Source organism: Pseudomonas tehranensis (assembly GCF_014268615.1).
Lineage (GTDB): Bacteria > Pseudomonadota > Gammaproteobacteria > Pseudomonadales > Pseudomonadaceae > Aquipseudomonas > Aquipseudomonas tehranensis.
In genome coordinates this window covers 1-21,564 of sequence record NZ_JABWQV010000071.1, presented here as the reverse complement: position 1 = coordinate 21,564, position 21,564 = coordinate 1, and the positions used below count along the sequence as shown (strand labels likewise).

The 21,564-nt window shown below is 59.3% G+C and carries 19 protein-coding genes and 2 tRNA genes; 19 read left to right on the top strand and 2 right to left on the bottom strand.

Annotation, left to right across the window (positions count from 1 at the left end; all coding sequences use genetic code 11):
* Positions 1-28: 28 nt before the first annotated feature.
* Positions 29-1,690 carry an OFA family MFS transporter gene (locus HU811_RS13265; RefSeq protein ID WP_092455873.1) on the bottom strand — a complete coding sequence of 554 codons (1,662 nt, stop codon included), beginning with the start codon at positions 1,688-1,690 and terminating at the stop codon, positions 29-31.
* Between the two features lie 262 nt (positions 1,691-1,952).
* Here HU811_RS13265 and HU811_RS13260 point away from each other — a divergent pair, with 262 nt between their 5' ends.
* The 17 genes from HU811_RS13260 to HU811_RS13180 all read left to right on the top strand — a co-directional run bounded on the left by HU811_RS13260 (position 1,953) and on the right by HU811_RS13180 (position 17,371).
* Positions 1,953-2,351, top strand: a complete 399-nt coding sequence (locus HU811_RS13260) for an acetyl-CoA sensor PanZ family protein (protein ID WP_186656292.1) — start codon at positions 1,953-1,955, stop codon at positions 2,349-2,351.
* Positions 2,352-2,491: 140 nt separating this feature from the next.
* On the top strand, positions 2,492-4,729 hold the full coding sequence (locus HU811_RS13255; protein ID WP_186656291.1) for an AsmA family protein: 2,238 nt from the start codon (positions 2,492-2,494) through the stop codon (positions 4,727-4,729).
* The gene (gene mutY, locus HU811_RS13250; RefSeq protein ID WP_186656290.1) at positions 4,726-5,793 is read left to right on the top strand and encodes an A/G-specific adenine glycosylase; all 1,068 of its coding nucleotides are present in this window, start codon (positions 4,726-4,728) and stop codon (positions 5,791-5,793) included. Before HU811_RS13255 ends, mutY begins: the two co-directional genes overlap by 4 nt.
* The gene (locus HU811_RS13245) at positions 5,790-6,062 is read left to right on the top strand and encodes an oxidative damage protection protein (protein WP_092401386.1); all 273 of its coding nucleotides are present in this window, start codon (positions 5,790-5,792) and stop codon (positions 6,060-6,062) included. Before mutY ends, HU811_RS13245 begins: the two co-directional genes overlap by 4 nt.
* A 102-nt stretch (positions 6,063-6,164) precedes the next feature.
* Positions 6,165-6,240 (top strand) — tRNA-Phe (locus HU811_RS13240).
* Positions 6,241-6,393: 153 nt separating this feature from the next.
* The gene (locus tag HU811_RS13235) at positions 6,394-6,801 is read left to right on the top strand and encodes a hypothetical protein (RefSeq protein ID WP_186656289.1); all 408 of its coding nucleotides are present in this window, start codon (positions 6,394-6,396) and stop codon (positions 6,799-6,801) included.
* 209 nt (positions 6,802-7,010) lie between these two features.
* Positions 7,011-8,081, top strand: a complete 1,071-nt coding sequence (locus HU811_RS13230) for a PDDEXK nuclease domain-containing protein (RefSeq protein WP_186656286.1) — start codon at positions 7,011-7,013, stop codon at positions 8,079-8,081.
* Positions 8,082-8,162: 81 nt separating this feature from the next.
* Complete coding sequence (locus HU811_RS13225; protein ID WP_092401377.1) at positions 8,163-8,768, top strand: biliverdin-producing heme oxygenase; 606 nt, start codon at positions 8,163-8,165, stop codon at positions 8,766-8,768.
* Complete coding sequence (locus HU811_RS13220) at positions 8,765-10,999, top strand: ATP-binding protein (RefSeq protein ID WP_186656285.1); 2,235 nt, start codon at positions 8,765-8,767, stop codon at positions 10,997-10,999. The genes HU811_RS13225 and HU811_RS13220 overlap by 4 nt, the downstream gene beginning before the upstream one ends.
* A gap of 40 nt (positions 11,000-11,039) precedes the next feature.
* Positions 11,040-11,486, top strand: a complete 447-nt coding sequence (locus HU811_RS13215; RefSeq protein ID WP_092401372.1) for a hypothetical protein — start codon at positions 11,040-11,042, stop codon at positions 11,484-11,486.
* Between the two features lie 350 nt (positions 11,487-11,836).
* Positions 11,837-12,610: an ABC transporter ATP-binding protein gene (locus tag HU811_RS13210; RefSeq protein WP_092401369.1), complete on the top strand. Its 774-nt coding sequence runs from the start codon at positions 11,837-11,839 to the stop codon at positions 12,608-12,610.
* Between the two features lie 13 nt (positions 12,611-12,623).
* Positions 12,624-13,391, top strand: coding sequence for an ABC transporter substrate-binding protein (locus HU811_RS13205; RefSeq protein WP_186656284.1), 768 nt, complete (start codon positions 12,624-12,626; stop codon positions 13,389-13,391).
* Positions 13,392-13,469: 78 nt separating this feature from the next.
* Entirely contained in the window at positions 13,470-14,165 is a 696-nt protein-coding gene (locus HU811_RS13200; protein ID WP_092455886.1) for an ABC transporter permease, read from the top strand.
* A complete protein-coding gene (locus HU811_RS13195; protein ID WP_047226885.1) occupies positions 14,162-14,851 on the top strand; it encodes an ABC transporter permease in 690 nt (229 codons plus the stop codon). The genes HU811_RS13200 and HU811_RS13195 overlap by 4 nt, the downstream gene beginning before the upstream one ends.
* Entirely contained in the window at positions 14,832-16,064 is a 1,233-nt protein-coding gene (locus HU811_RS13190) for a methyltransferase (RefSeq protein WP_186656283.1), read from the top strand. Before HU811_RS13195 ends, HU811_RS13190 begins: the two co-directional genes overlap by 20 nt.
* A gap of 331 nt (positions 16,065-16,395) precedes the next feature.
* On the top strand, positions 16,396-17,220 hold the full coding sequence (locus tag HU811_RS13185) for an FkbM family methyltransferase (RefSeq protein WP_186656282.1): 825 nt from the start codon (positions 16,396-16,398) through the stop codon (positions 17,218-17,220).
* Between the two features lie 75 nt (positions 17,221-17,295).
* Positions 17,296-17,371, top strand: a tRNA-Thr gene (locus HU811_RS13180).
* A gap of 174 nt (positions 17,372-17,545) precedes the next feature.
* Here HU811_RS13180 and HU811_RS13175 read toward each other — a convergent pair.
* Positions 17,546-18,187, bottom strand: a complete 642-nt coding sequence (locus HU811_RS13175) for a BRCT domain-containing protein (RefSeq protein WP_186656281.1) — start codon at positions 18,185-18,187, stop codon at positions 17,546-17,548.
* Positions 18,188-18,614: 427 nt separating this feature from the next.
* Between HU811_RS13175 and HU811_RS13170 the strand changes: the two genes are divergently transcribed.
* On the top strand, positions 18,615-19,526 hold the full coding sequence (locus HU811_RS13170) for an Abi family protein (protein ID WP_186656280.1): 912 nt from the start codon (positions 18,615-18,617) through the stop codon (positions 19,524-19,526).
* Positions 19,527-19,845: 319 nt separating this feature from the next.
* A complete protein-coding gene (locus HU811_RS13165) occupies positions 19,846-21,453 on the top strand; it encodes a methyl-accepting chemotaxis protein (RefSeq protein WP_186656279.1) in 1,608 nt (535 codons plus the stop codon).
* The last annotated feature ends 111 nt before the right edge of the window (positions 21,454-21,564 follow it).

Here is a 21,564-nt window from a genome sequence, read left to right as displayed (position 1 = left end):
CCTCACCTTGAAGGTTCGGGCAACAGTCTTACTGGAACAACACCGCCGTCTTCTGCAGGGTTATCCACACACCCCACGCCAACGGAATGCCCACCACCAGCCAGGCGGCGATCGCCAAAGGCTTGGTGCCCGGCGCAGCTTTCCACTCCAGCGAAGTAGTGCTGTCGGCGCCCTTGTCATGGCCCAGCGCCTGTTCGGCGGCCAGTTCGGCATCGGTCATGAAGTACTTGTCGGCGACCGGACGGACCATCATGTTGCACAGGAAGCCCAGCACCAGCAGGCCGGCGAGAATGTACAAGGTGATGTCATAGGCCGCGGCGCGTTCAACACCGATGCTCAACTGATATTCACGCAGGTAGTTCACCAATACCGGACCCAACACGCCCGCCGCAGCCCAAGCCGTCAACAGGCGACCGTGGATCGCGCCGACCATTTGCGTACCGAACAGGTCCGCCAGGTAGGCTGGCACGGTGGCGAAACCGCCGCCGTACATCGACAGGATGATGCAGAACGCCGCCACGAACAGCGCGACGCTGCCCAGATGGCCCAGGTTCGGGATCAGCGCGTACAGGGCAAAGCCCAGGGCGAAGAACACGAAATAGGTGTTTTTACGGCCCAGGTAATCCGAGCAGGATGCCCAGAAGAACCGCCCACCAATGTTGAACAAGCTCAGCAGGCCAGTGAAACCGGCCGCGATGGCAGCAATTTGACCCAACTGCACAGCGTCCAGTTGACCGAAAGGCAGGTCGGTACCGAGCAACTTACCGCCAAACACTTCCTGCAACAGCGGCGAAGCCATGCCCAGAATACCGATACCGGCGGATACGTTCAGGCACAGCACCAGCCATACCAGACGGAACTGCGGGGTTTTCCAGGCTACGTTCACGTGAACGTGGCGATGGGTGATCATCGCGTTCGCGGCTTTCTTCGGTGCGGGAGTCCAGCCTTCAGGCTTCCAGCCGGTCGGCGGAACGCGGTACGACAGGGCACCACCGATCATGAATACGAAGTAGATCGCAGCCATGACCAGGAAGCTTTGCCATACACCCACTTCAGTCGGCGAAGAGAAATGGCTCATCAGGGCTGCAGCCAGCGGAGCACCTACCATCGCGCCGCCGCCAAAGCCCATGATCGCCATACCGGTGGCCATGCCACGCTTGTCCGGGAACCACTTGATCAGCGTCGAAACCGGGGAGATGTAGCCCAGCCCCAGGCCGATACCACCGATGACCCCGGAGCCGACCCACATCAGCCAGATCTGGTGAGTGTAGATACCCAACGCGGAAATCAGCAGACCGCCGCACCAGCACAAGGCCGATACAACGCCAGCCTTGCGCGGCCCAGCGTGTTCCAGCCAGCCGCCCCAGATGGCTGCCGAGCAACCCAGGAAGATGAAGAACAGGGTGTAGATCCAGCCGAGCATCGAGATCGGCCAGTCACATTGGGATGAAAAGACTTGTGCGATGAAGCTCATGTCCGGTGCACAGGCTACAGGCTTGGTGACGCCCAGTGCCTTGGACAACGGCAACCAGAACACCGAAAAGCCGTAGGCCATGCCGATGCACAGGTGAATGGCCAGTGCGGCCGGTGGAACCAGCCACCGGTTGAATCCGGGCTTGGCGATAATGCGTTCCTTGGAGAGGAACGCAGGCTGGTCGGCAAAGCCGTCCGCCGTGATGCTCGTGCTCATTTGTGTATCCCCCAGTTATTGGTATGGCTCGCCAGCCATGCATCACCCTCAGCCTTATTGCACGCAAAGCACGACTGTATTTTCTGGTGAAGCTTCATTTTGGTGCGACATTGAGTCGCAGAAGGACGGGCGAACGGGTAAAGGTTACCATTTGCTTATGACAGAAAAGCCAAAATGCCATCACCTTTTTTACATCTTCTGTCTTATCGCGCCGTTGCACGTTTTCTGTAGGGTGTGAATCGTTTATTTTTCAGGAATTTATATGCCCATCGTTGTCGAGCAGTTGAATGACGCCACCTGTCGGGACCAGCAGGACCTGCACAAGATCTACCAGGATGCCCCGGCCTGGCTGTTCGAGCCGTTCACTGACGGCACACATTTGATACGCACATGCTTGGAGGACGGCGCGTTGATCGCAGCCCGCTTCAATGACCGGTTGCTCGGTGCCGCACGGCTGCAACGGCACCAGGACGTCTGGCACTTGTCCCAAATGTGTGTGCGAAACATTACCCGTCGTCGTGGGGTGGCGGAACGATTGGTCAGCGAAGCACGGAAAATGGCTACGCAACACGGTGCTGAACTGAAGCTCTTGGCCCCACCCGGTCATCTGGAAGCCCAGGCGCTGGCGGCCAAATTGAAGCTGGCACTGGAGCAGGCCTAGCTCCGGGAGTTCAGCGCAGCCCTCGCCACCGGTTCCATGGCCCCCAAGCCTGTCAGAAAGAACGATCACCCAACGCGCCACCAGGTCAGGGCGTTATACTCCCAGGCTAATTTTTGAACTCAACCTACAAGGACTCGCCCATGAAAGCGTTCGGCAAAATCCTGGGTCTGGTACTCCTCGGGCTGTTGCTGGTCATTGTGGCCTTGGGCTTTGCCCTGACCCACCTCTTCGATCCCAACGACTATAAAGAAGAGATCCGCCAGATAGCCCGCGACAAGGCCCATATTGAGCTGACCCTCAATGGCGACATCGGCTGGAGCCTTTTCCCGTGGCTGGGTCTGGAGTTGCACGAAGCCAGCGTCGCCACCCTGGCAAACCCGACACAACCGTTCGCCGACCTGCAGATGCTCGGCCTTTCCGTGCGCGTGATTCCACTGCTGCGCCGGGAAGTGCAGATGAGCGACGTGCGGGTCGAAGGCCTGAACCTGCGACTCAACCGTGACAAGAACGGCCACGGCAATTGGGAAGACATCGGCAAGGCCCCCGCGTCTAAAACCACGGCAAACGCCCCGGCACCGGCCGAACAGCCTGCCCCTGGGGACAGCACCCCGGCGCAGAAACCGGCCCAGCCAACCCGCCTGGACATCGACAGCCTGACCGTGAACAACGCCCGTGTCGAATACACCGACGAGCAGGCCGGCAGGCAGTTCACCGCCGAAAGCATCCAACTGAGCACCGGCCCGATCCATGACTCCACCAACATTCCGGTCACCCTCACCGCATTCCTGGCCAGCAACCAACCAGCCGTGCGCGTGCGCACCGAAGTCACGGGCGAGCTGCGCTTTGAGCGCGCCTTGCAGCGCTACAAGTTCGAAGACCTGAAGCTGTCCGGCGAAGCCACGGGCGACCCTTTGCAAGGCAAGACCGTGACGTTCGCGGCACACGGGCAGTTACTCCTGGATAAAGCGGCGAACGTCGCCGAATGGACCGGCATCAAGCTGTCCATCAATCAACTGCGGGCGTTGGGCGAACTGAAGGTCAATGATCTGGACAAGACCCCGCAACTGAGCGGCGGCATGTCGATCGCCCAATTCGACCTGGCGAAATTCGTCGACGGCGTCGGTCAGCAACTGCCGGCCATGGCCGAAGGCAGCCTGAGCAAAGTCGAACTGGTCACCCGCATTGCGGCCACGCCGACCAGCGCCGAATTCAATAGCATCAATCTGAAAATCGACGACAGCACCTTCAGCGGTCGTATCGCCGTGGAAGACTTTGCCAAGCAGTCACTGCGTGCGCAGCTCAAGGCTGATACCTTCAACGTTGACCGCTACCTGCCGCCAAAATCCGCCGAGGCCGACAGTTCCAAGGCAGCCCGTGAGGCGGAGGTCAGCAACACCGAAGCCAATGCCATGGCCGGCGCCGGCAGCACACCGTTGCCGAGCGCACCCACCCAGGGCGCCTGGAGCAACGACCGGCTGTTTCCGGTCGAACGCCTGGGCAAACTGGACCTGGATGCCGACCTGACCTTCGGTCAACTGACCCTCGATAAACTGCCGATCCAGAATGCCGCCCTCAAGGCCACCGGCCAGGGCGGCCTGCTGACCCTGGAAAACCTGCGGGGCGATCTGTACAACGGCAACTTCGAAGTCAAAGGCACGCTGGACGTGCGCCAGCCCATGCCGCAGTTGAACCTGCAAACCCGCATCAACCGGGTACCGGCCGAGAAAATCATCGAAAGCCAGGGCAAGAATCCGCCCGTCAAAGGCCTGGTGACACTCAACAGCGCCGTGACCGCCAGCGGCAACAGCCAAAAGGCCCTGATCGACAGCCTCAACGGCACTGCCGGGTTCGTCATCAACGATGGTGTACTGCTCAATGCCAACCTCGAGCAGCAATTGTGCAGAGGCATCGCCACCCTCAATCGTAAAACCCTCAGTGGCGAGCCCCGGGGCAAGGACACACCGTTCGAGCAACTCAACGGCAATCTCACCTTTCGCAGCGGCGTGGCCAGCAACCCGGACCTGAAGGTCCGCATTCCTGGCATGACCGTCAACGGTAACGGCGATATCGACCTGCGCGTGCTGGGCATGGATTACCGCGTCGGCATCATCATCGAAGGCGACAAGAGCGACATGCCCGACCCGGCTTGCCAGGTCAACGAACGTTACGTCGATGTCGAATGGCCGTTGCGCTGCCGCGGTCCGCTGGAGCTGGGCGCGAAGGCATGTCGCCTGGACAACGAAGGTCTGGGCAAAGTCGCCGCGAAACTGGCCGGCGACCGCCTCGGCGACAAGCTCAATGAGAAGATCGACGAGAAGCTCGGCGACAAGGTCAGCCCCGAGCTGAAGGACGCGCTCAAGGGGTTGTTCAAGCGATGACCGCCGAGCAGTTTTCCAGCGCCGTACTGGACTGGTTCGACCGCCACGGGCGCCACAACTTGCCTTGGCAGCAAGACATCAATCCGTATCGGGTGTGGGTCTCGGAAATCATGCTGCAGCAGACCCAGGTCAGCACCGTGCTCAATTATTTCGACCGGTTCATGGCCTCGCTGCCCACCGTGCAAGCTCTGGCCGCCGCGCCGGAAGACGAAGTGCTGCACCTGTGGACCGGCCTGGGCTACTACACCCGCGCCCGTAATCTGCAGAAAACCGCGAAGATCGTTGTCGACCAATATGGCGGTGAATTCCCCCGTGACGTGGAAAAACTCACCGAGTTGCCGGGGATCGGCCTGTCCACAGCCGGCGCCATCGCCAGCATCAGCATGGGCCTGCGGGCACCGATCCTCGATGGCAACGTCAAGCGGGTGCTGGCGCGCTTCACCGCCCAGGAGGGTTACCCGGGCGAGCCGAAGGTCGCGAAGCAATTGTGGGCGACCGCCGAGCGCTTCACGCCTCAAGACCGGGTCAACGCCTACACCCAGGCAATGATGGACCTGGGCGCCACACTGTGTACCCGCAGCAAACCCAGTTGCCTGCTTTGCCCGCTGAAAAAAGGCTGCCAAGCCCACATGCTCGGGCTGGAGACCCGCTACCCGATCCCCAAGCCCCGCAAGGACGTGCCCAAAAAACGCACGCTGATGCCAATGCTGGCCAACCGCGAAGGCGCAATTCTGCTTTATCGTCGCCCCTCCACGGGCCTGTGGGGCGGCTTATGGAGCCTGCCGGAACTCGACGACCTCGACGACCTGCAACACCTGGCCCTGCAACACTCGCTGGAACTGGGCAAACAGCAGGAAATGCCAGCTCTGGTACACACTTTCAGCCACTTTCAGTTGGCGATCGAACCCTGGCTGGTCCGGGTCCGGGAAACCGGCCATCACGTGGCCGAGGCCGACTGGCTCTGGTATAACCTCGCCACCCCGCCGCGCCTGGGCCTCGCCGCCCCGGTCAAGACCTTGCTCGAACGCGCGGCCGCCGTATTGAACGCAGGAGAGTTGCAATGACCCGCACCGTGATGTGCCGCAAGTACAAAGAACAACTGGAAGGCCTGGAGCGCGCGCCCTTTCCGGGCGTCAAAGGCCAGGACATCTACGACAATGTCTCGGCCAAGGCCTGGGCGGACTGGCAAAAACACCAGACCCTGCTGATCAACGAAAAACGCCTGAACATGATGAACGCCGAAGACCGCAAATACCTTCAAGGCGAAATGGAAAAGTTCTTTTCCGGCGAAGAATACGCCAAGGCCGAAGGCTACGTGCCGCCGTCCGAATAGGCCACCCAGAACCGGGGCGGATCGTAAGCGACGGTAATAATTAAATATTTTTTGATAACGTGCTTGACGACCCCCTGAAAAACCCGTTTAATGCGCCCCGTTGCCCAGATAGCTCAGTCGGTAGAGCAGGGGATTGAAAATCCCCGTGTCGGCGGTTCGATTCCGTCTCTGGGCACCAAATACCGAAAACCCCGATCAAGAAATTGATCGGGGTTTTTTATTGCGTGAAATTTATTTCCGCTGCCACCCTGTCTGAGGCGGATAGAAATTCGAAGGGTTTGCCCTGAAGCTGTAGCATAGGCGGCCTTATTTTCACGTCAGGAATCTGACCATGTCATCGGCAAACAAACAGCAGAAACGAAACCAGCGCGCCAAGGCGAAAGCCAAAAAGAACCGCATTCAGCGTGCTGCTGCGCCGAACGATTTCCTGGACCCGAACGATGAGCGCATCGATCTGGAAACCGTGGACTTGACGGAGCTGTTCCAAGTCATGCGCGCGGCTGAAAAGATCAGCCAGCAGGCCCTGTGCGCGGTCTTCTTAGGGCATCCGCTGCTGGCGCTTGTGCTGGAGCAGGAAGGCGAGGAAGAGGCCACTGACTTCATCATTACCGCCCTGATCGAATACCGTCGCCTGACCACGGGCGTCGATGAGCAGGCCGCGCTGGACTGGGTCGAGAGTGAACAATTCCAGGCCGATTATGTCGCCGCGTCCACTGCGCTGGCCCAAGGTTCGATCTGATCATCGTCCCCGTTACGAGGACGTTGGCAGTGGATGACGCCCTACCGGGATAGCTCCTACAAGCCAGGGTCAGCCAAGATCAGGCGGCGTCAAACCCGTCCTGCAAGAATCGGACGGCTTTCCTCCCGCCTAATCAGACTCGCCCTGCATCATCGAAACGTCGTCCAGAGCATCCTTTTGGTCCGCCCATTCTCACGGCTGACATTTCGATGACCGCACTTCTCCCTCAAGACGACCCAAAGCTTGCCCCTCTGATTAATGAGCTAGGTGAACTGATCCGCCAGGCACGCCAGAAAGTGCTGCGTGCCGTCGATACGCTTCAGGTTCAAACCTGCTGGCAGATTGGGCGGCACATCGTCGAATTCGAACAGGGAGGAGCCGAGCGGGCGACTTATGGCGCACGACTGCTGCCGTCGCTGGCGAAAGTACTGACAGCGAGGTTTGGGAAAGGGTTTGATGAACGCAATCTGCGCCACATGCGGGACTTTTATCAATCGTTTCCAATTTGGAACGCAGTGCGTTCCGAATTGAGCTGGACCCATTACCGCACACTTCTGCGAGTAGAAGACCCAAACGCCCGTCATTGGTACATGAACGAAATCGCCATCCAAAACTGGTCCACCCGCGCCTTGGAACGCCAGATCGGCACCTTCTATTACGAACGCCTGCTGGCCAGTCAAGACCGCCCGGCAGTGAAACAGGAGGCGACTTCCCATACTGAAAAGCTCAATCTCAGCCCAAGGGACATCGTCAGGGATCCGGTAGTCCTGGAGTTCCTCGGAATGCCCAATGCCGGCGCTTTGCTGGAAACCGACCTGGAGCAAGCCTTGATCGACCAGCTACAGGGCTTTCTCCTTGAGTTGGGCAAAGGCTTCGCCTTCATCGCTCGCCAACAGCGCATCAGCACCGAAAGCAAAGACTTCTACCTCGATCTGGTCTTTTACAATTACCTGCTCAAGTGTTTTGTGATCGTCGACCTCAAGCGCGGTGAGCTGAGCCATCAGGACATTGGGCAGATGGACATGTATGTGCGTCTCTACGACGACCTCAAGCGCAGTCCCGATGACAAACCCACTGTTGGCATTATTCTCTGCGCCCAAAAAGATGAATCGGTGGTGCGTTACTCTGTCCTGCAAGGCAACGAACAATTGTTCGCCAGCCAGTACAAACTGGTGCTCCCTACGGAAGAAGAGCTGCGCAATGAGCTGGATCGCGAACGGGAAAGGCTTGAGAGTTGGCAACCGGGCCTGGCGACGGGCGAAATGACAGCCGACAGCTGATGACCGTTCTCGGCAAAAAATCTGTGTAAGATTGATGCGCTTTTTTTCCAGCAACGCTCCAGTCAACGAGCTCTATCGCGCATGTCACCGGCCGCACCTCCCCCTTCTCTGATTCAGGCATTGCGGACCGAAACCGCTGAGCTGCACGTCGCCCTGGAAAAACGCTTGCCGTTTTTCTCCGAACAGCTGGACCTCGACCTGTACCGGCGCCTGATGGCGGCCTACTACGGCTTTTATAAGCCGCTGGAACAACGACTTCATGTTCTGACGCTGACACCGACGGGGCTGGACCAATCCCTGCGGATCAAACTCCCCGTACTGCGGGCGGACCTTACGGCACTTGGCCTGGGTGACCACGCTATCGAGACACTGCCCACCTGCGCGGACCTGCCGCAGATCGACTCCCGTGCCGCCGCTCTCGGGGTTTCCTATGTGCTGGAAGGCGCAACTCTCGGGGGGCAGATCCTGCGCCGCAGAGTGGCCGAACAGCTGGGTCTTGATGCCTCCAGCGGCGCGGCGTTTCTCAATGTGTATGGCGAACTCACCGGCCGGCGCTGGAAGGATTTCCTTCAATACCTGGGCGACAGGAACCTTGGCGACGCTCAAACGCTCGAAGTCACACGTGCCGCCAAAGCGACGTTTACCCATTTTGAACACTGGCTGGACAGCCAAAAGGTATTGTTATGACCCCGGAAAACCAGGAAGCCTTCGAAGAGCTGCTGGCCAACTGTGCAGATGAACCGATTCGCTTCCCTGGGGCCATCCAGCCGCATGGTGTGCTGCTGATGCTGTCCGAGCCCGACTTCGTCATCCGGCAGGTCAGCGCCAACGTTTTGCAATTGATGGGACACGACCCTCACGGTCTCCCGGGCCAGACGCTGGACGCACTGTTCGGGCAGCAGCAGGCCCAAGCCATCCTCAAGGCCTGTCGCACCGATGCGGATGGCGACAACGCGCCCGTGGAGATTGTCGTGAACCAACTGCGTTTTGACGCCCTGGTCCACCGCCATCAAGGCGCCCTCATCGTCGAACTGGAACAGCACCTGAGCGACTACCGTCCCGAAGGTGTCAGCGGCGAAGCCAACCTGGGGCGCATGTTGCAGCGCCTGCAAAGCGCGAAAAGCCTTCAGGCTCTCTACGAAATCAGCGTTAGAGAAATTCAGGCCATGACCGGCTACGACCGGGTGCTGATCTATCGCTTCGAAGAAGAAGGCCACGGCCAGGTGATCGCCGAGGCCAGCGCGCCGTCGATGGAACTCTATAAAGGCCTGTTCTTCCCGGCATCCGACATCCCTGAGCAGGCCCGGGAGCTGTATCGCACCAACTGGCTGCGGATCATCCCCAACGCTGACTACACACCGGTACCATTGGTCCCGGCGTTGCGCCCCGACACGCAAACAGCCCTGGACCTGAGCTTTTCTACCCTGCGCAGTGTCTCGCCGATCCACCGCCAATACATGAAGAACATGGGTGTGCTGTCGTCCATGAGCATTTCCCTGATGGAGGGCGAACGGCTGTGGGGCCTGATCAGTTGCGGTAACCGCCAACCACTGCTCGTGCCCCATGAGATGCGCATGGCCTGCCAGACCATCGGCCAAGTGCTGTCGCTGCAGATCAGCGCCATGCAAGCACTGGAGCTGACCCGCCAACGGGACACCAAGCTTGAGGACCTCAAGGTGCTCGCCACCGCCATGGCCGAGTCCAGCGACAATGTCTTTGACGGCTTGTCCCGCGAACCCCAACGGCTGATGGACCTGGCCGGCGCCACCGGCGTCGCGATCCTCGAGGACAACAAGCTGCACCGCCACGGTCAGTGTCCGGAAGCGGAGCAGATCCGCGAGCTGCATAAATGGATGCTGGAGACTGGCGAGGCCGTTTTCTCCCACCACAACCTGAGCAGCGTTTTCGCTCCGGCCCAGGCTTATCAGGACGTGGCGAGCGGCGTGCTGGCGATTCATCTACCCAAGCCTGTGGAAAATGGCGTGCTGTGGTTCCGCCCCGAGGTGAAGCAAACCATCCAGTGGAGCGGCGACCCGCAAAAACCCCTGGACCTGGAAAGCAGCGAGACCGGTTTGCGCCTGCGACCGCGGACGTCTTTCGAAATCTGGAAAGTCGAAATGGCCGGCATCAGTACCAAATGGACCCACGGCGATCTGTTTGCCGCCAACGACCTGCGTCGCTCGGCCCTGGAAAACGATCTGGCCCGGCAAGTCCACAAGGAGCGTCAGGCCGTGCAGGCGCGCGATGAACTGGTGGCAGTGGTGTCCCATGACCTGCGCAACCCGATGACGGTCATATCCATGCTCTGCGGCATGATGCAAAAGTCCTTCAGCTCCGACGGCTCCCATAGCTCCAAGCGAATTGCCTCAGCCATCGACACCATGCAACAGGCCGCCAGCCGCATGAACGTACTGCTCGAAGACCTGCTGGACACTTCGCGCATCGACGCCGGACGCTACACCATCCACCCCCAGCCGATGGACGTCAGTCAGATATTCGAAGACGCCTGCTCGCTGCTGACGCCACTGGCAACCGCCAAGGCCATCGATATTTCGTTCCACGCCGAACCCGACCTGAAGATCAATGCCGACCCCGAGCGGCTGTTCCAGGTGCTGTCCAACCTGATCGGAAACGCCATCAAATTCACTCCCCGGCAAGGCAGCGTAGGCATCAGCGCGATGTCGGTGGGTGACGAGATCGTGTTCAGCGTTCGTGATACCGGCGAAGGAATCAAGCCGGAACAATTACCTCACGTGTTTGACCGCTACTGGACAGTCAAGGAAGGCAACCCGAACGGCACTGGACTGGGTTTGTATATTTCCAAGGGGATTGTCCAGGCCCATGGCGGTAAACTGCATGCCGAAAGCCAACCCGGCAAGGGCAGCGAATTCAGCTTTACCGTGCCGAAGATCAACTGAGCCGGGCATCGCCCCCTAACCCACTGGAAACCGAAGCCCAATGGCCTCACTGAACAAACAGCAAAAACGCGCCAAGCGCGCCAAAGACAAAGCCAAGCAAATCCGCATGAGCGGGCGTAAATCCATCCCTATGTATGGCGACCCGGCCCACGCCACCGCCCAGCCACCGGTCTACGTGCTCGAGCTGTTCGCCAAGCTGCGCGAAGCCGAGGCCATAAGCCGCAGCGAAATGCTCGACACCCTGCTCGCGTCCGTCAGCGTGATGATCAGCGAACGCCCGGGCCTGCTGGACCTGAAAAACGCCGAGAACGAAAGCATGGCCGCCACCAACCTGGCCGCCGACATGCTGGTGGACTACCGCATGTGGGCCGACGACATGGACCGCGAGACGGCCCAGCGCTGGCTCAGCACCCCGGAGTTCATCAAGGACTTCGGCGAGGCGCTGGATCGTTATCGCCAGTTGATGGAAGAGCCCGCCAGCGAATAAAACGCGACCAGCCTCACGCAGATGAGAACAGCCAGCTAAAATCGCCTATGGACGATAAAAACGCACAACGGCAACACTCATCCGGTTAACCCTTCCAACCCCCGCCCAAAGCTGGCACCATCGCGCCTTTTTTTACGCGACTCCCCGGGATTTTTACCGGTAAACAGAGTTCGAACGGCCGTTTGGTTGTTGATGGCGCGACAGTCTGCTGCGCCGATGCGACAAGCTGCCGCACATTCACGGTTTACCACCCGTAGCGCTGTTGGCTGCCATTCGGGCGCTATGCTAGCTTGGCCGCCTCGCCAGGAAGGCCGCCAACAGCAAGGGAGCACACACCATGAGGACCGCACATGGCCCAGGCCACGCCCGCGCTTGAAATCCGCAACCTGCACAAACGCTACGGAAAGCTGGAGGTGCTCAAAGGCGTCTCGCTGACCGCCCGCGACGGCGATGTGATCTCGATCCTGGGTTCCTCCGGTTCCGGCAAATCCACATTTCTGCGCTGCATCAACCTGCTGGAAAACCCGAACCAGGGCCAGATCCTGGTGGCCGGCGAAGAACTCAAGCTCAAGGCCGCGAAAAACGGTGAACTGGTGGCCGCCGATGGCAAACAGATCAACCGCCTGCGCAGCGAAATCGGTTTTGTGTTTCAAAACTTTAACCTCTGGCCGCACATGAGCGTGCTCGACAACATCATCGAAGCCCCGCGCCGGGTGCTCGGCCAGAGCAAGGCCGAGGCGGTGGAAGTGGCCGAAGCTCTGCTGGCCAAGGTTGGCATCGCCGACAAGCGTCATGCCTACCCTGCCGAACTTTCCGGTGGTCAGCAGCAGCGCGCCGCCATCGCCCGCACGTTGGCGATGCAGCCTAAAGTGATTCTGTTCGACGAGCCCACCTCTGCCCTTGACCCGGAAATGGTCCAGGAAGTACTTAGTGTGATCCGCGCCCTGGCCGAAGAAGGCCGCACCATGCTGCTGGTGACTCACGAAATGGGCTTCGCCCGTCAGGTTTCCAGCGAGGTGGTGTTCCTTCATCAAGGCCTGGTCGAGGAGCAAGGATCGCCACAGCAGGTCTTCGAAAACCCGCTTTCGGCGCGCTGCAAACAATTCATGTCCAGCAACCGCTAACGGAGCAGTACCTATGCAGACCTACAAGAAATTCCTCCTGGCCGCTGCCGCCAGTCTGGTCTTCTCGGCCAGCGCCATGGCCGCGGAAACACTGAAGATGGGCATCGAAGCGGCCTACCCGCCGTTCAATAACAAAGATGCCAGCGGCAACGTGGTCGGCTTCGACAAGGACATTGGCGATGCCCTGTGCGCCAAGATGAAAGTCGAATGCAGCGTGGTGACCTCCGACTGGGACGGTATCATTCCAGCCCTGAACGCCAAGAAGTTCGATTTCCTGATCTCCTCGCTGTCGATTACCGAGGAACGCAAGCAGGCCGTGGACTTCACCGAGCCGTACTATTCCAACAAGCTGCAATTCATCGCGCCGAAGGCCACCACCGATTTCAGCACCGACAAGGCGTACCTGAGCGGCAAGACCATTGGTGCCCAACGCGCGACGCTGGCCGGTACCTGGCTGGACGACCGCAACATGGAAGATGACTACAACATCAAGGTCACGCTCTACGATACTCAGGAAAACGCCTACCTCGACCTGCTCTCCGGTCGCGTTGACGCCATCCTGGCGGACAAATACGTGCAATACGAATGGCTCAAGAGCAAAGACGGCGCCGCCTTCGAATTCAAAGGCGACCCGGTGGTGGAAAGCGACAAGATCGGTATCGCCGTACGCAAGGGTGACGACGAACTGCGCACCAAGCTGAACGCCGCGCTCAAGGAAATCGTGGCCGACGGCACCTATAAAAAGATCAACGACAAATACTTCCCGTTCAGCATCTATTGATCCTGACGTGCCTGGCCGGCGCCGCTTCATTGCGGTGCCGGTTCTTAGCAAAGCCTGCCGCGATATGAACACACACCCATGATGATCGATCTCTACGGATTCGGCCCGGCGCTCGCCGCCGGCGCGCTGATGACCGTCAAACTGGCGCTCTCGGCCCTCTGCCTGGGGCTGGTGCTCGGCTTGCTCGGCGCCTTGGCCAAGACTTCCCCGTACAAGCCGCTGCAATGGCTGGGCGGCACTTATTCGACACTGGTTCGCGGCGTCCCCGAATTGCTCTGGGTGCTGCTGATCTACTTCGGCACCGTCAACCTCATGCGTGCCCTGGGCGAATACTTCGGTAACCCGGACCTTTCCCTCAACGCCTTCGCCGCCGGCGTCATCGCCCTGGGCCTGTGCTTTGGCGCCTACGCCACGGAAGTATTTCGCGGCGCGATCCTGGCAATTCCCAAGGGCCATCGCGAAGCTGGCGTGGCGCTGGGGTTGTCCAAGTGGCGGATCTTCACTCGGCTGATCATGCCGCAGATGTGGCGCATCGCCCTGCCCGGGCTGGGTAACCTGTTCATGATCCTGATGAAAGACACGGCGCTGGTGTCGGTGATCGGCCTGGAAGAAATCATGCGCCATGCGCAAATCGGCGTGACCGTGTCCAAGCAACCGTTCACCTTCTATATGGTGGCCGCGTTCATGTACCTGGGCCTTACCGTGCTCGCCATGATCGGCATGCATTTTCTGGAACGACGTGCCGCTCGCGGCTTTGCCAGGAGCACCCAATGAACTGGGAAGTCATCATCAAGTGGCTGCCGAAACTGGCCCAGGGCGCGACACTGACCCTGGAACTGGTGGCCATCGCCGTGATCGCCGGTCTGCTGCTGGCGATTCCGCTGGGTATCGCCCGCTCCTCACGCCTGTGGTACGTGCGGGCTTTACCCTACGCCTACATTTTCTTTTTCCGTGGCACGCCGTTATTGGTTCAGCTGTTCCTGGTCTACTACGGTCTGGCGCAGTTCGACGCCGTACGCAGCAGTTCGCTGTGGCCGTACCTGCGCGATCCGTTCTGGTGCGCCACAGCCACCATGACCCTGCACACCGCCGCCTACATCGCTGAAATACTGCGCGGCGCGATCCAGGCCATCCCTCGTGGTGAAATCGAAGCCGCGCGAGCCCTGGGTATGTCCCGCCCCAAGGCGTTGTTCTACATCATCCTGCCTCGCGCCGCGCGCATCGGCCTGCCGGCCTACAGCAACGAAGTGATTCTGATGCTCAAGGCCAGCGCCCTGGCGAGCACCGTGACCCTGCTGGAACTCACCGGCATGGCCCGCACCATCATTGCCCGGACCTACCTGCCCGTGGAGATCTTCTTCGCGGCCGGCATGTTCTACCTGCTGATGGCGTTCGTGCTGGTGCAGGGCTTCAAACAGCTGGAGCGCTGGTTGCGCGTCGATGCCTGCCAAGGGCGCTGACCGCGGCGTGCTGACGGGCGAGGCGTTACTCGCCCGTTTCACCGCGCTGGATGCTTTTCTCACAACGCACCAGGCATTGTGGAAACCGCGTCCGTTCACCCACCTGCAACTGCCATGGGAAGGGTCCTACCCTGAGCTGGCCCAATGGCTACGCCAGCGCTCGCTGGAGGACGCGGAAAACGACCATCACCAACCCTGGCTGATTCAACATGCACCCCCGCCATTTCCAGAACTGGCGGCTATTTCCCATGCATTGAGCGCCGTCGCAGAACTGCCGGGCAAAGAGCTCAAAGCCGCCGCCCATCGCCTCAGCGTCGACGTGCCAGGCCGTAAATGGCAGCAGATCGAAGCGTTCGCCAGCCGCCTGCACTTCGCTACCAAACCAACCCACTGGCTCGATTGGTGCGCCGGCAAAGGTCACCTTGGCCGACGCTTGCTGCAGGATGAACAACAGCTGACTTGCCTGGAATACGACCCAGCCCTGGTCGCCAGCGGCCAGCAGCTGAGCCAACGCCACCGTTTACCCGCCACGCACTTGCAGCAAGACGTGCTGGCGGCAGAGGCCGACCTGGCGATCCGCCCTGAACACACGCCGGTAGCCCTGCACGCCTGCGGCGACCTGCATGTGCGTCTGATGCAATTGGCGAGTACCGCTGGCTGCGCGCAACTGGCCATCGCCCCGTGCTGCTACAACCGCATCAGCGCCGAGCGCTATCAACCACTGTCCGACGCTGCCAAGGGTTCGGTCCTACAGCTATCGCTGGACGATCTCGGTCTACCCCTGACAGAAACCGTCACGGCCGGCGCACGTATCCGGCGGCAACGGGACCAGTCCATGGCTCGGCGCCTGAGCTTTGACCTGCTGCAACGACAAATCCGGGGCCGCGACGACTATCTGCCCACCCCGTCACTTCCCAGCACCTGGCTGGAAAAGTCCTTCGCCGACTACTGCATCGATCTGGCCGCCATGAAAGACTTATCCACAGTCGGCTCACCTGACTGGACAGCACTGGAAGCAGCCGGCCATCAGCGTCTGGCCGAAGTGCGCAACCTGGAATTGGTCCGAGGCCTTTTCCGGCGGCCTTTGGAGCTGTGGTTGGTGCTGGATCGGGCACTTTTTCTCAGCCAGAAAAATTACCACGTCCGCCTCGGCACCTTCTGCGAAACGCCGCTGACGCCACGCAATCTGATGCTACTGGCCGAGCGTTACTGATACGAAACAGCCTGTGGATAACTCTGTTGATGAAAAAGTCTTGGATCCAAGAAATCCGCGATTTTCTGCTGCAACCGCGGCTGGTCATTTTTTGTTCATATGGATAAAAAACCATTAAAACAGGCATTTGCGAGCAAACGAGAAAACTGTCACAAAATCGCAAGATGACAGTCGCCCCGCCCCGCCCGTTGTGCATAAGCGCTCAAACAAAACGACATAACCGCCGAACTCAGTGCTCCCTCACACCAGCAATTGCGCCCACCGCGCCCGTGCAGTACAACAGCCTTACGTATCGTGACTGACACAATGCCGACACATACAAGGACTGGCCGTGACGTTCATTTCCTACGCACAGAACTTCGAAGACATACGCCTGTGGCGCGCCCTTCAATCGGTGGAAAACGGCTTTTATCTGGACGTAGGCGCCAACCATCCGACAGAAGATTCCGTGACCCGGGCTTTCTACGACCACGGTTGGCGCGGGATCAACATCGAACCGGTGCCGGCGTACTACGATGCCCTTTGCCAACAACGTCCCGACGACATCAACCTGCAATGCGTGGCCGGCGAAAACGCCGACAGCCTGACCTTCTACACCATTGCCGACACAGGCCTGTCCACCGTCGAAGCCAGCGTCGCCCAACAACACCGCGACGCCGGCATGAACGTCAGTGTCCAGACCGTCCAGTCCCGCACCCTGACGTCGATCTGCGAACAATACGCCCAGGACCGTCCCATCCACTTCCTGAAAATAGACGTCGAAGGTCACGAAGAAACCGTGCTGCGCGGCATGGACTTCAGCCGCTGGCGCCCTTGGATCATCCTCATCGAAACCCCATGGGCCCGCGACCAGACCTGGGAAACCCTCGTCACCGACGCCGGCTACCAGCCCATCCTGTTCGACGGCCTCAACACTTTTTACCTCGCCGAAGAACACCTGGCGCTCAAACCCGCTTTCGACATCCCCCCGTGCAACCTCGACGGGTTCCAGTTCTGCAAGGGCCACAAATTCAGCCACCCCCTCGACGACGCAGACCAGCAGCTCACCGCCGCTCTGAAACGGGCTGAACGGGCCGAAGCCCAACTCCATGCCCTGCAAAACAGCCGTACTTGGCGAACCTTGCAGAAAGTACGCAACCTCGTACGCCGCGCCTGAGCCAGGGCCCTGCAAAAATAGTCAGAATTCAGGGGTTTACAGAACGCACCCAATCGCTATAATCGTCGCCCACACGCCGGTATAGCTCAGTTGGTAGAGCAACTGACTTGTAATCAGTAGGTCCCGGGTTCGACTCCTGGTGCCGGCACCATACAAAACGAAGCCCTCGCAGAAATGCGAGGGCTTTGTTGTTTCTGCGCATCCACTTTCCTATCCACACACTGACCTCTGTGGGAGCGAGCCTGCTCGCGATGAGGCCATCACAACCACCGACAATCTGCCGGGTAAAGGGTGCCTTTCCTAAAGCACTACGACCGAAACAACCTCAACCAAACAGTACCTTTAGCCAATGATCCTCACCCACAATGGCAATCGAAGCGCCCGCCTCCCTCAGCTCCACTGCCTTCATGATCTTCGTCCCGTAGGTACTGTGGCGCCACTGCTCATTTCCCACGCTGCCGACCACTAGGTAATGCACCTTTTTACTCACACCGCCCCCAATCAAACCACCCCGCTCCTCGACCAACGCCTGGCAATCTTTGCGCGGCCCGAAGGCCATGACCCCCGTAAACACAAACATCCGGCCGTCCCACACCAATTCAGGCGCCGGCAAGTTGAATGGAAGATCCGTAGGAGTAACGGCAACAGCACCGCCGACCTTTGGCCTCTCTATGTTCAATCCAGAAAAACCATGCAGGATATTCAGCAGTTCATGAGACTCATCCGGATCCAGAACATCGTCCTGAAGCATGCACGCTAAACGCGAATACAGCAGATTGATCACCGGATCGTTCAGGTGCGCCAGATTGCTTTCCAACCATTGCTTCAGGAACACCGCTTCAGTGGTATTCACCACACCATCTGCCGCAATCCCGGCAGCCAGCCCAACCAGTGCGTCAGCAGCGCGTCGATCAATACGAGCATGGTGGAAGAAATTACTGTTTTCGAATTCGTTATGTAGGTCCATTACCAGCTTTCCTTGGAGGGTGTTGGCTCGGCGCCAAGCTTGATCAGTTACGGCAACGCCAATAAAGCTAGCACTCTGCCATACATGCGCAAGCTCGAGAGGGGCCGACTACTCCGTTAACTCAATATCGTGGTCTGTCCCCAATTCTTTTAGGGTTGATCCGCATCAATGACCTCCGCACGTAAGCGCTCGCGTTCTGCGTCCATGATTTGCTGAAGGAGATGGGGGGCGGTCAGGTTGCCACCTAGGTGATAGCGCCACGGGCGGTGCCTAAAGTGATTGTCAGATCCCCCCAAAGTGATTGACCCGTCTGTCAAAGGCGAATAACCTTGACTCAACACACTCGCCACACGTCCTACCCAACGGGTAGGGTCCTGCCCCAAAGCAGGCGTGCAAAAGGCGAGTTTTTTTTGCCTGGAGTTTGACCATGGCCAAGCAGGCTACCGCAGCAAAGCTCCCATTTGCGAAAACCGCGCTCACTCCCCAGGCACTGCTCGCCAAGCTGAAGACGCAAGGATTGATCGTTGACGACGATGACCTTGCCTTGAAATACATCTCCTACGTGGGGCATTTCCGACTGAAGGGCTATTGGTATCAGCTCCAAGACCTCGCGACCAAAAACTTCCTGCCTAACACAACGTTTGAGCATGTCTGCCAGCGTTACGAGTGCGATCGAGAAATTCGCGCCATTATCATGGAGTCCGTGGAAAGGCTGGAGGTCGCCGTTCGCACCGTGATCTGTAACCTGCTGAGCCTCAAGTACTCACCGCACTGGTATCTGAAAATGGAGATATTTGCCCCGAAAGGACGCGCTGGCATCGGGCAAATGTTGTCGAAAATCGAGGGAGAGGTGGAACGGGCCTCATCCCGGCTTTATATAAAAGCCTACTACGAGAACTACGACGACCCGTACCTTCCGCCCAGTTGGGCGATGAGCGAATGCGTGACATTGGGAACCTGGTCGAAAATTTTCGCAATGCTCAGAGACCCGGTTGACCGCAGAGTCATCTCGTCAAAATTCGGTATTACACAGGTGGAAGTGTTCGAAAGCTGGCTACACGCATTAACCGTGCTTCGGAATATGGCCGCACATCACGACCGGTTTATCGACGTTAAACTGGGAGTTTCTCCCACCAACCTAAAGCTCAAAGATATCAAGTTTACCGACAACAAGACGGTCTACGCCTCGCTTACGGTGATTCATGTCTTGCTGAGCTCGATAGGATTTAACGGCACCTTCAAAGCGAGGCTGGCTTCAATGGAAGAAAGGTATGGCGCCGCGCACTTCCAGCGCATGGGCTTTCCTGAGCTATGGAAGACTGACGCCAAAGGCTGGTGATTACGAAGAGGGTCACCAGTTGAAAGGGTAATTCGGGGACAGACCACGATTACGAGTCGGGCCGACTACTCAGCTAGCTCAATATCGTGGTCTGTCCCCGATTTTTTTCATTGGATCCGGCCCTGAGAACCGGGTGCAGGTGCAAGGGGGTTGCTTCGCACCCCAGCGGGAGCAAGCTCCCTCGCCACGGGCCGTGCGCAATATTCACTTAATCTTTTTTCCGCCGATACCCTTTATAGCAGCGTCGCCCGCACCAGGTGCTGCGCTTGCGCTCTACTACACTTGCCCTCAAATCCCGCCCCCTCTGGAGTATCAGGCGATGAAGATCAGGACCAAGATCATAGGCTCGGGGTTGATCAGCCTTTTCTTTGCCCTCGTGCTCGGCGGTATCGGGTTGTGGGGCTATATCAGCATGACCAGCGCCCTGGCGCGCAGCGAAACCAGTATTTCGGCCATGCGCAAGCACATGGAGGCGGACATGATGCACGACGCCATTCGTGGCGATGTGTTGGCCGCTTTGCTGGTGGCGCCGGGGGATGCCGCGGGAGCCAAGGAGGTGAGAGAGGCGTTCGATGAGCATGCACAACGGATGCGCAAGGTCATCGCCGAGAATGCCGAGGCCCAGTTGCCGCAAGCGATCGCTCAGGCTATTACCGAGCTGAAGCCGCAAGTCGAAACCTATATTGCATCGGCTCAGCAGGTGATCGCTAAGGCGTTGGGTGGTGCCCAGGATGGCCGGGCGTTGCGGACGGAGTTCGACGGGGCGTTCTCGGCGCTGGAGGAGCGTAACGAGGCGGTGAGTGAGTTGATCGAGAGCCAGGCCCATGCCACCCGCGAGCATCAGGACCACAGCATTCAAACGTCGGAGCGCTGGCTGGTTTTCACGTTGCTGGCCACCTGTGTGGCGTTGGCGCTGTTGTCCTGGAGCCTGCTCAAGGCGGTGCTTACGCCGCTGAATAACATCATCCTCAACACTCAGGCGATTTCCCAAGGGGATTTGCAACGCTCAATGGGCGCGCACAGCAAGGATGAACTGGGCCAGTTGCAACGCGTGATCGAGCAGATGCAGGTCAATTTGCGGCAAATGATCGCCACGATCCGCAGCCAGAGTGACGAGTTGCATGGCACCTCGCGCGTATTGGGCGATACGGCGCGGCAGATTGTGTCCAGCGCCGATCAGCAGGCTCAGAGCGCCACCAGCATGGCGGCGAGCATGGAGCAGATGATGGCGAACATCAGCCAGATTCATCAGCACGCCGACAGCGCCCGGACGATCTCGGCACAGTCCGAACAACTGGCCAGCAGCGGCGGGCAAGTGATTCTTGGGGTGGTGGAAGGTATGAGCCGGATTGCCGAGGTGGTCAATCAGTCGTCCAGCAAGATCACGGCGCTGGACGCCTCGTCTGAAGACATTCATTCGATCATTCAGGTGATCAAGAGCATCGCCGAGCAAACCAATCTGTTGGCCCTCAACGCCGCCATCGAAGCTGCCCGTGCCGGGGAGGCGGGGCGCGGCTTTGCGGTGGTGGCCGATGAGGTGCGTAACCTGGCGGCGCGCACTACTCAGTCCACCCAGGAAATCACCGCGATGATCGAGCGCATCCAGACCAGCGCCCGGGATGCGGTAGCGAACATGCAGGCTTGCGTCAGCCGCGTGGACGAAGGCGTGTCACTGGCCCAGCAGGCCGGGGTGTCCATCAGCGAAATCCGCACCGGCGCCCGGCATGCGGCAGAAGTGGTCGAGGAAATTTCCCAGACCATTGCCGAACAATCGAAGGCCAGCGATGAAATGGCTCAGAGGGTGGAGTCGATTGCCGAGCAGTCCCGCGAGAACACCCGCTCGATTCACAACCTGACGCAAACAGCGGATCAATTGAACGATGCGGCGGGGTCCATGCAGGCTTCGGTGCAGCAGTTCAAGATTTGATCAAACGGCTGCATTCACGTTTGTGGCGAGGGCGCGTGCTCTCGCTGGGCTGCGTAGCAGCTTCTGCTTTCAATACTCGCGAATTATTGAAAATTATGGCTGGGGAATAAT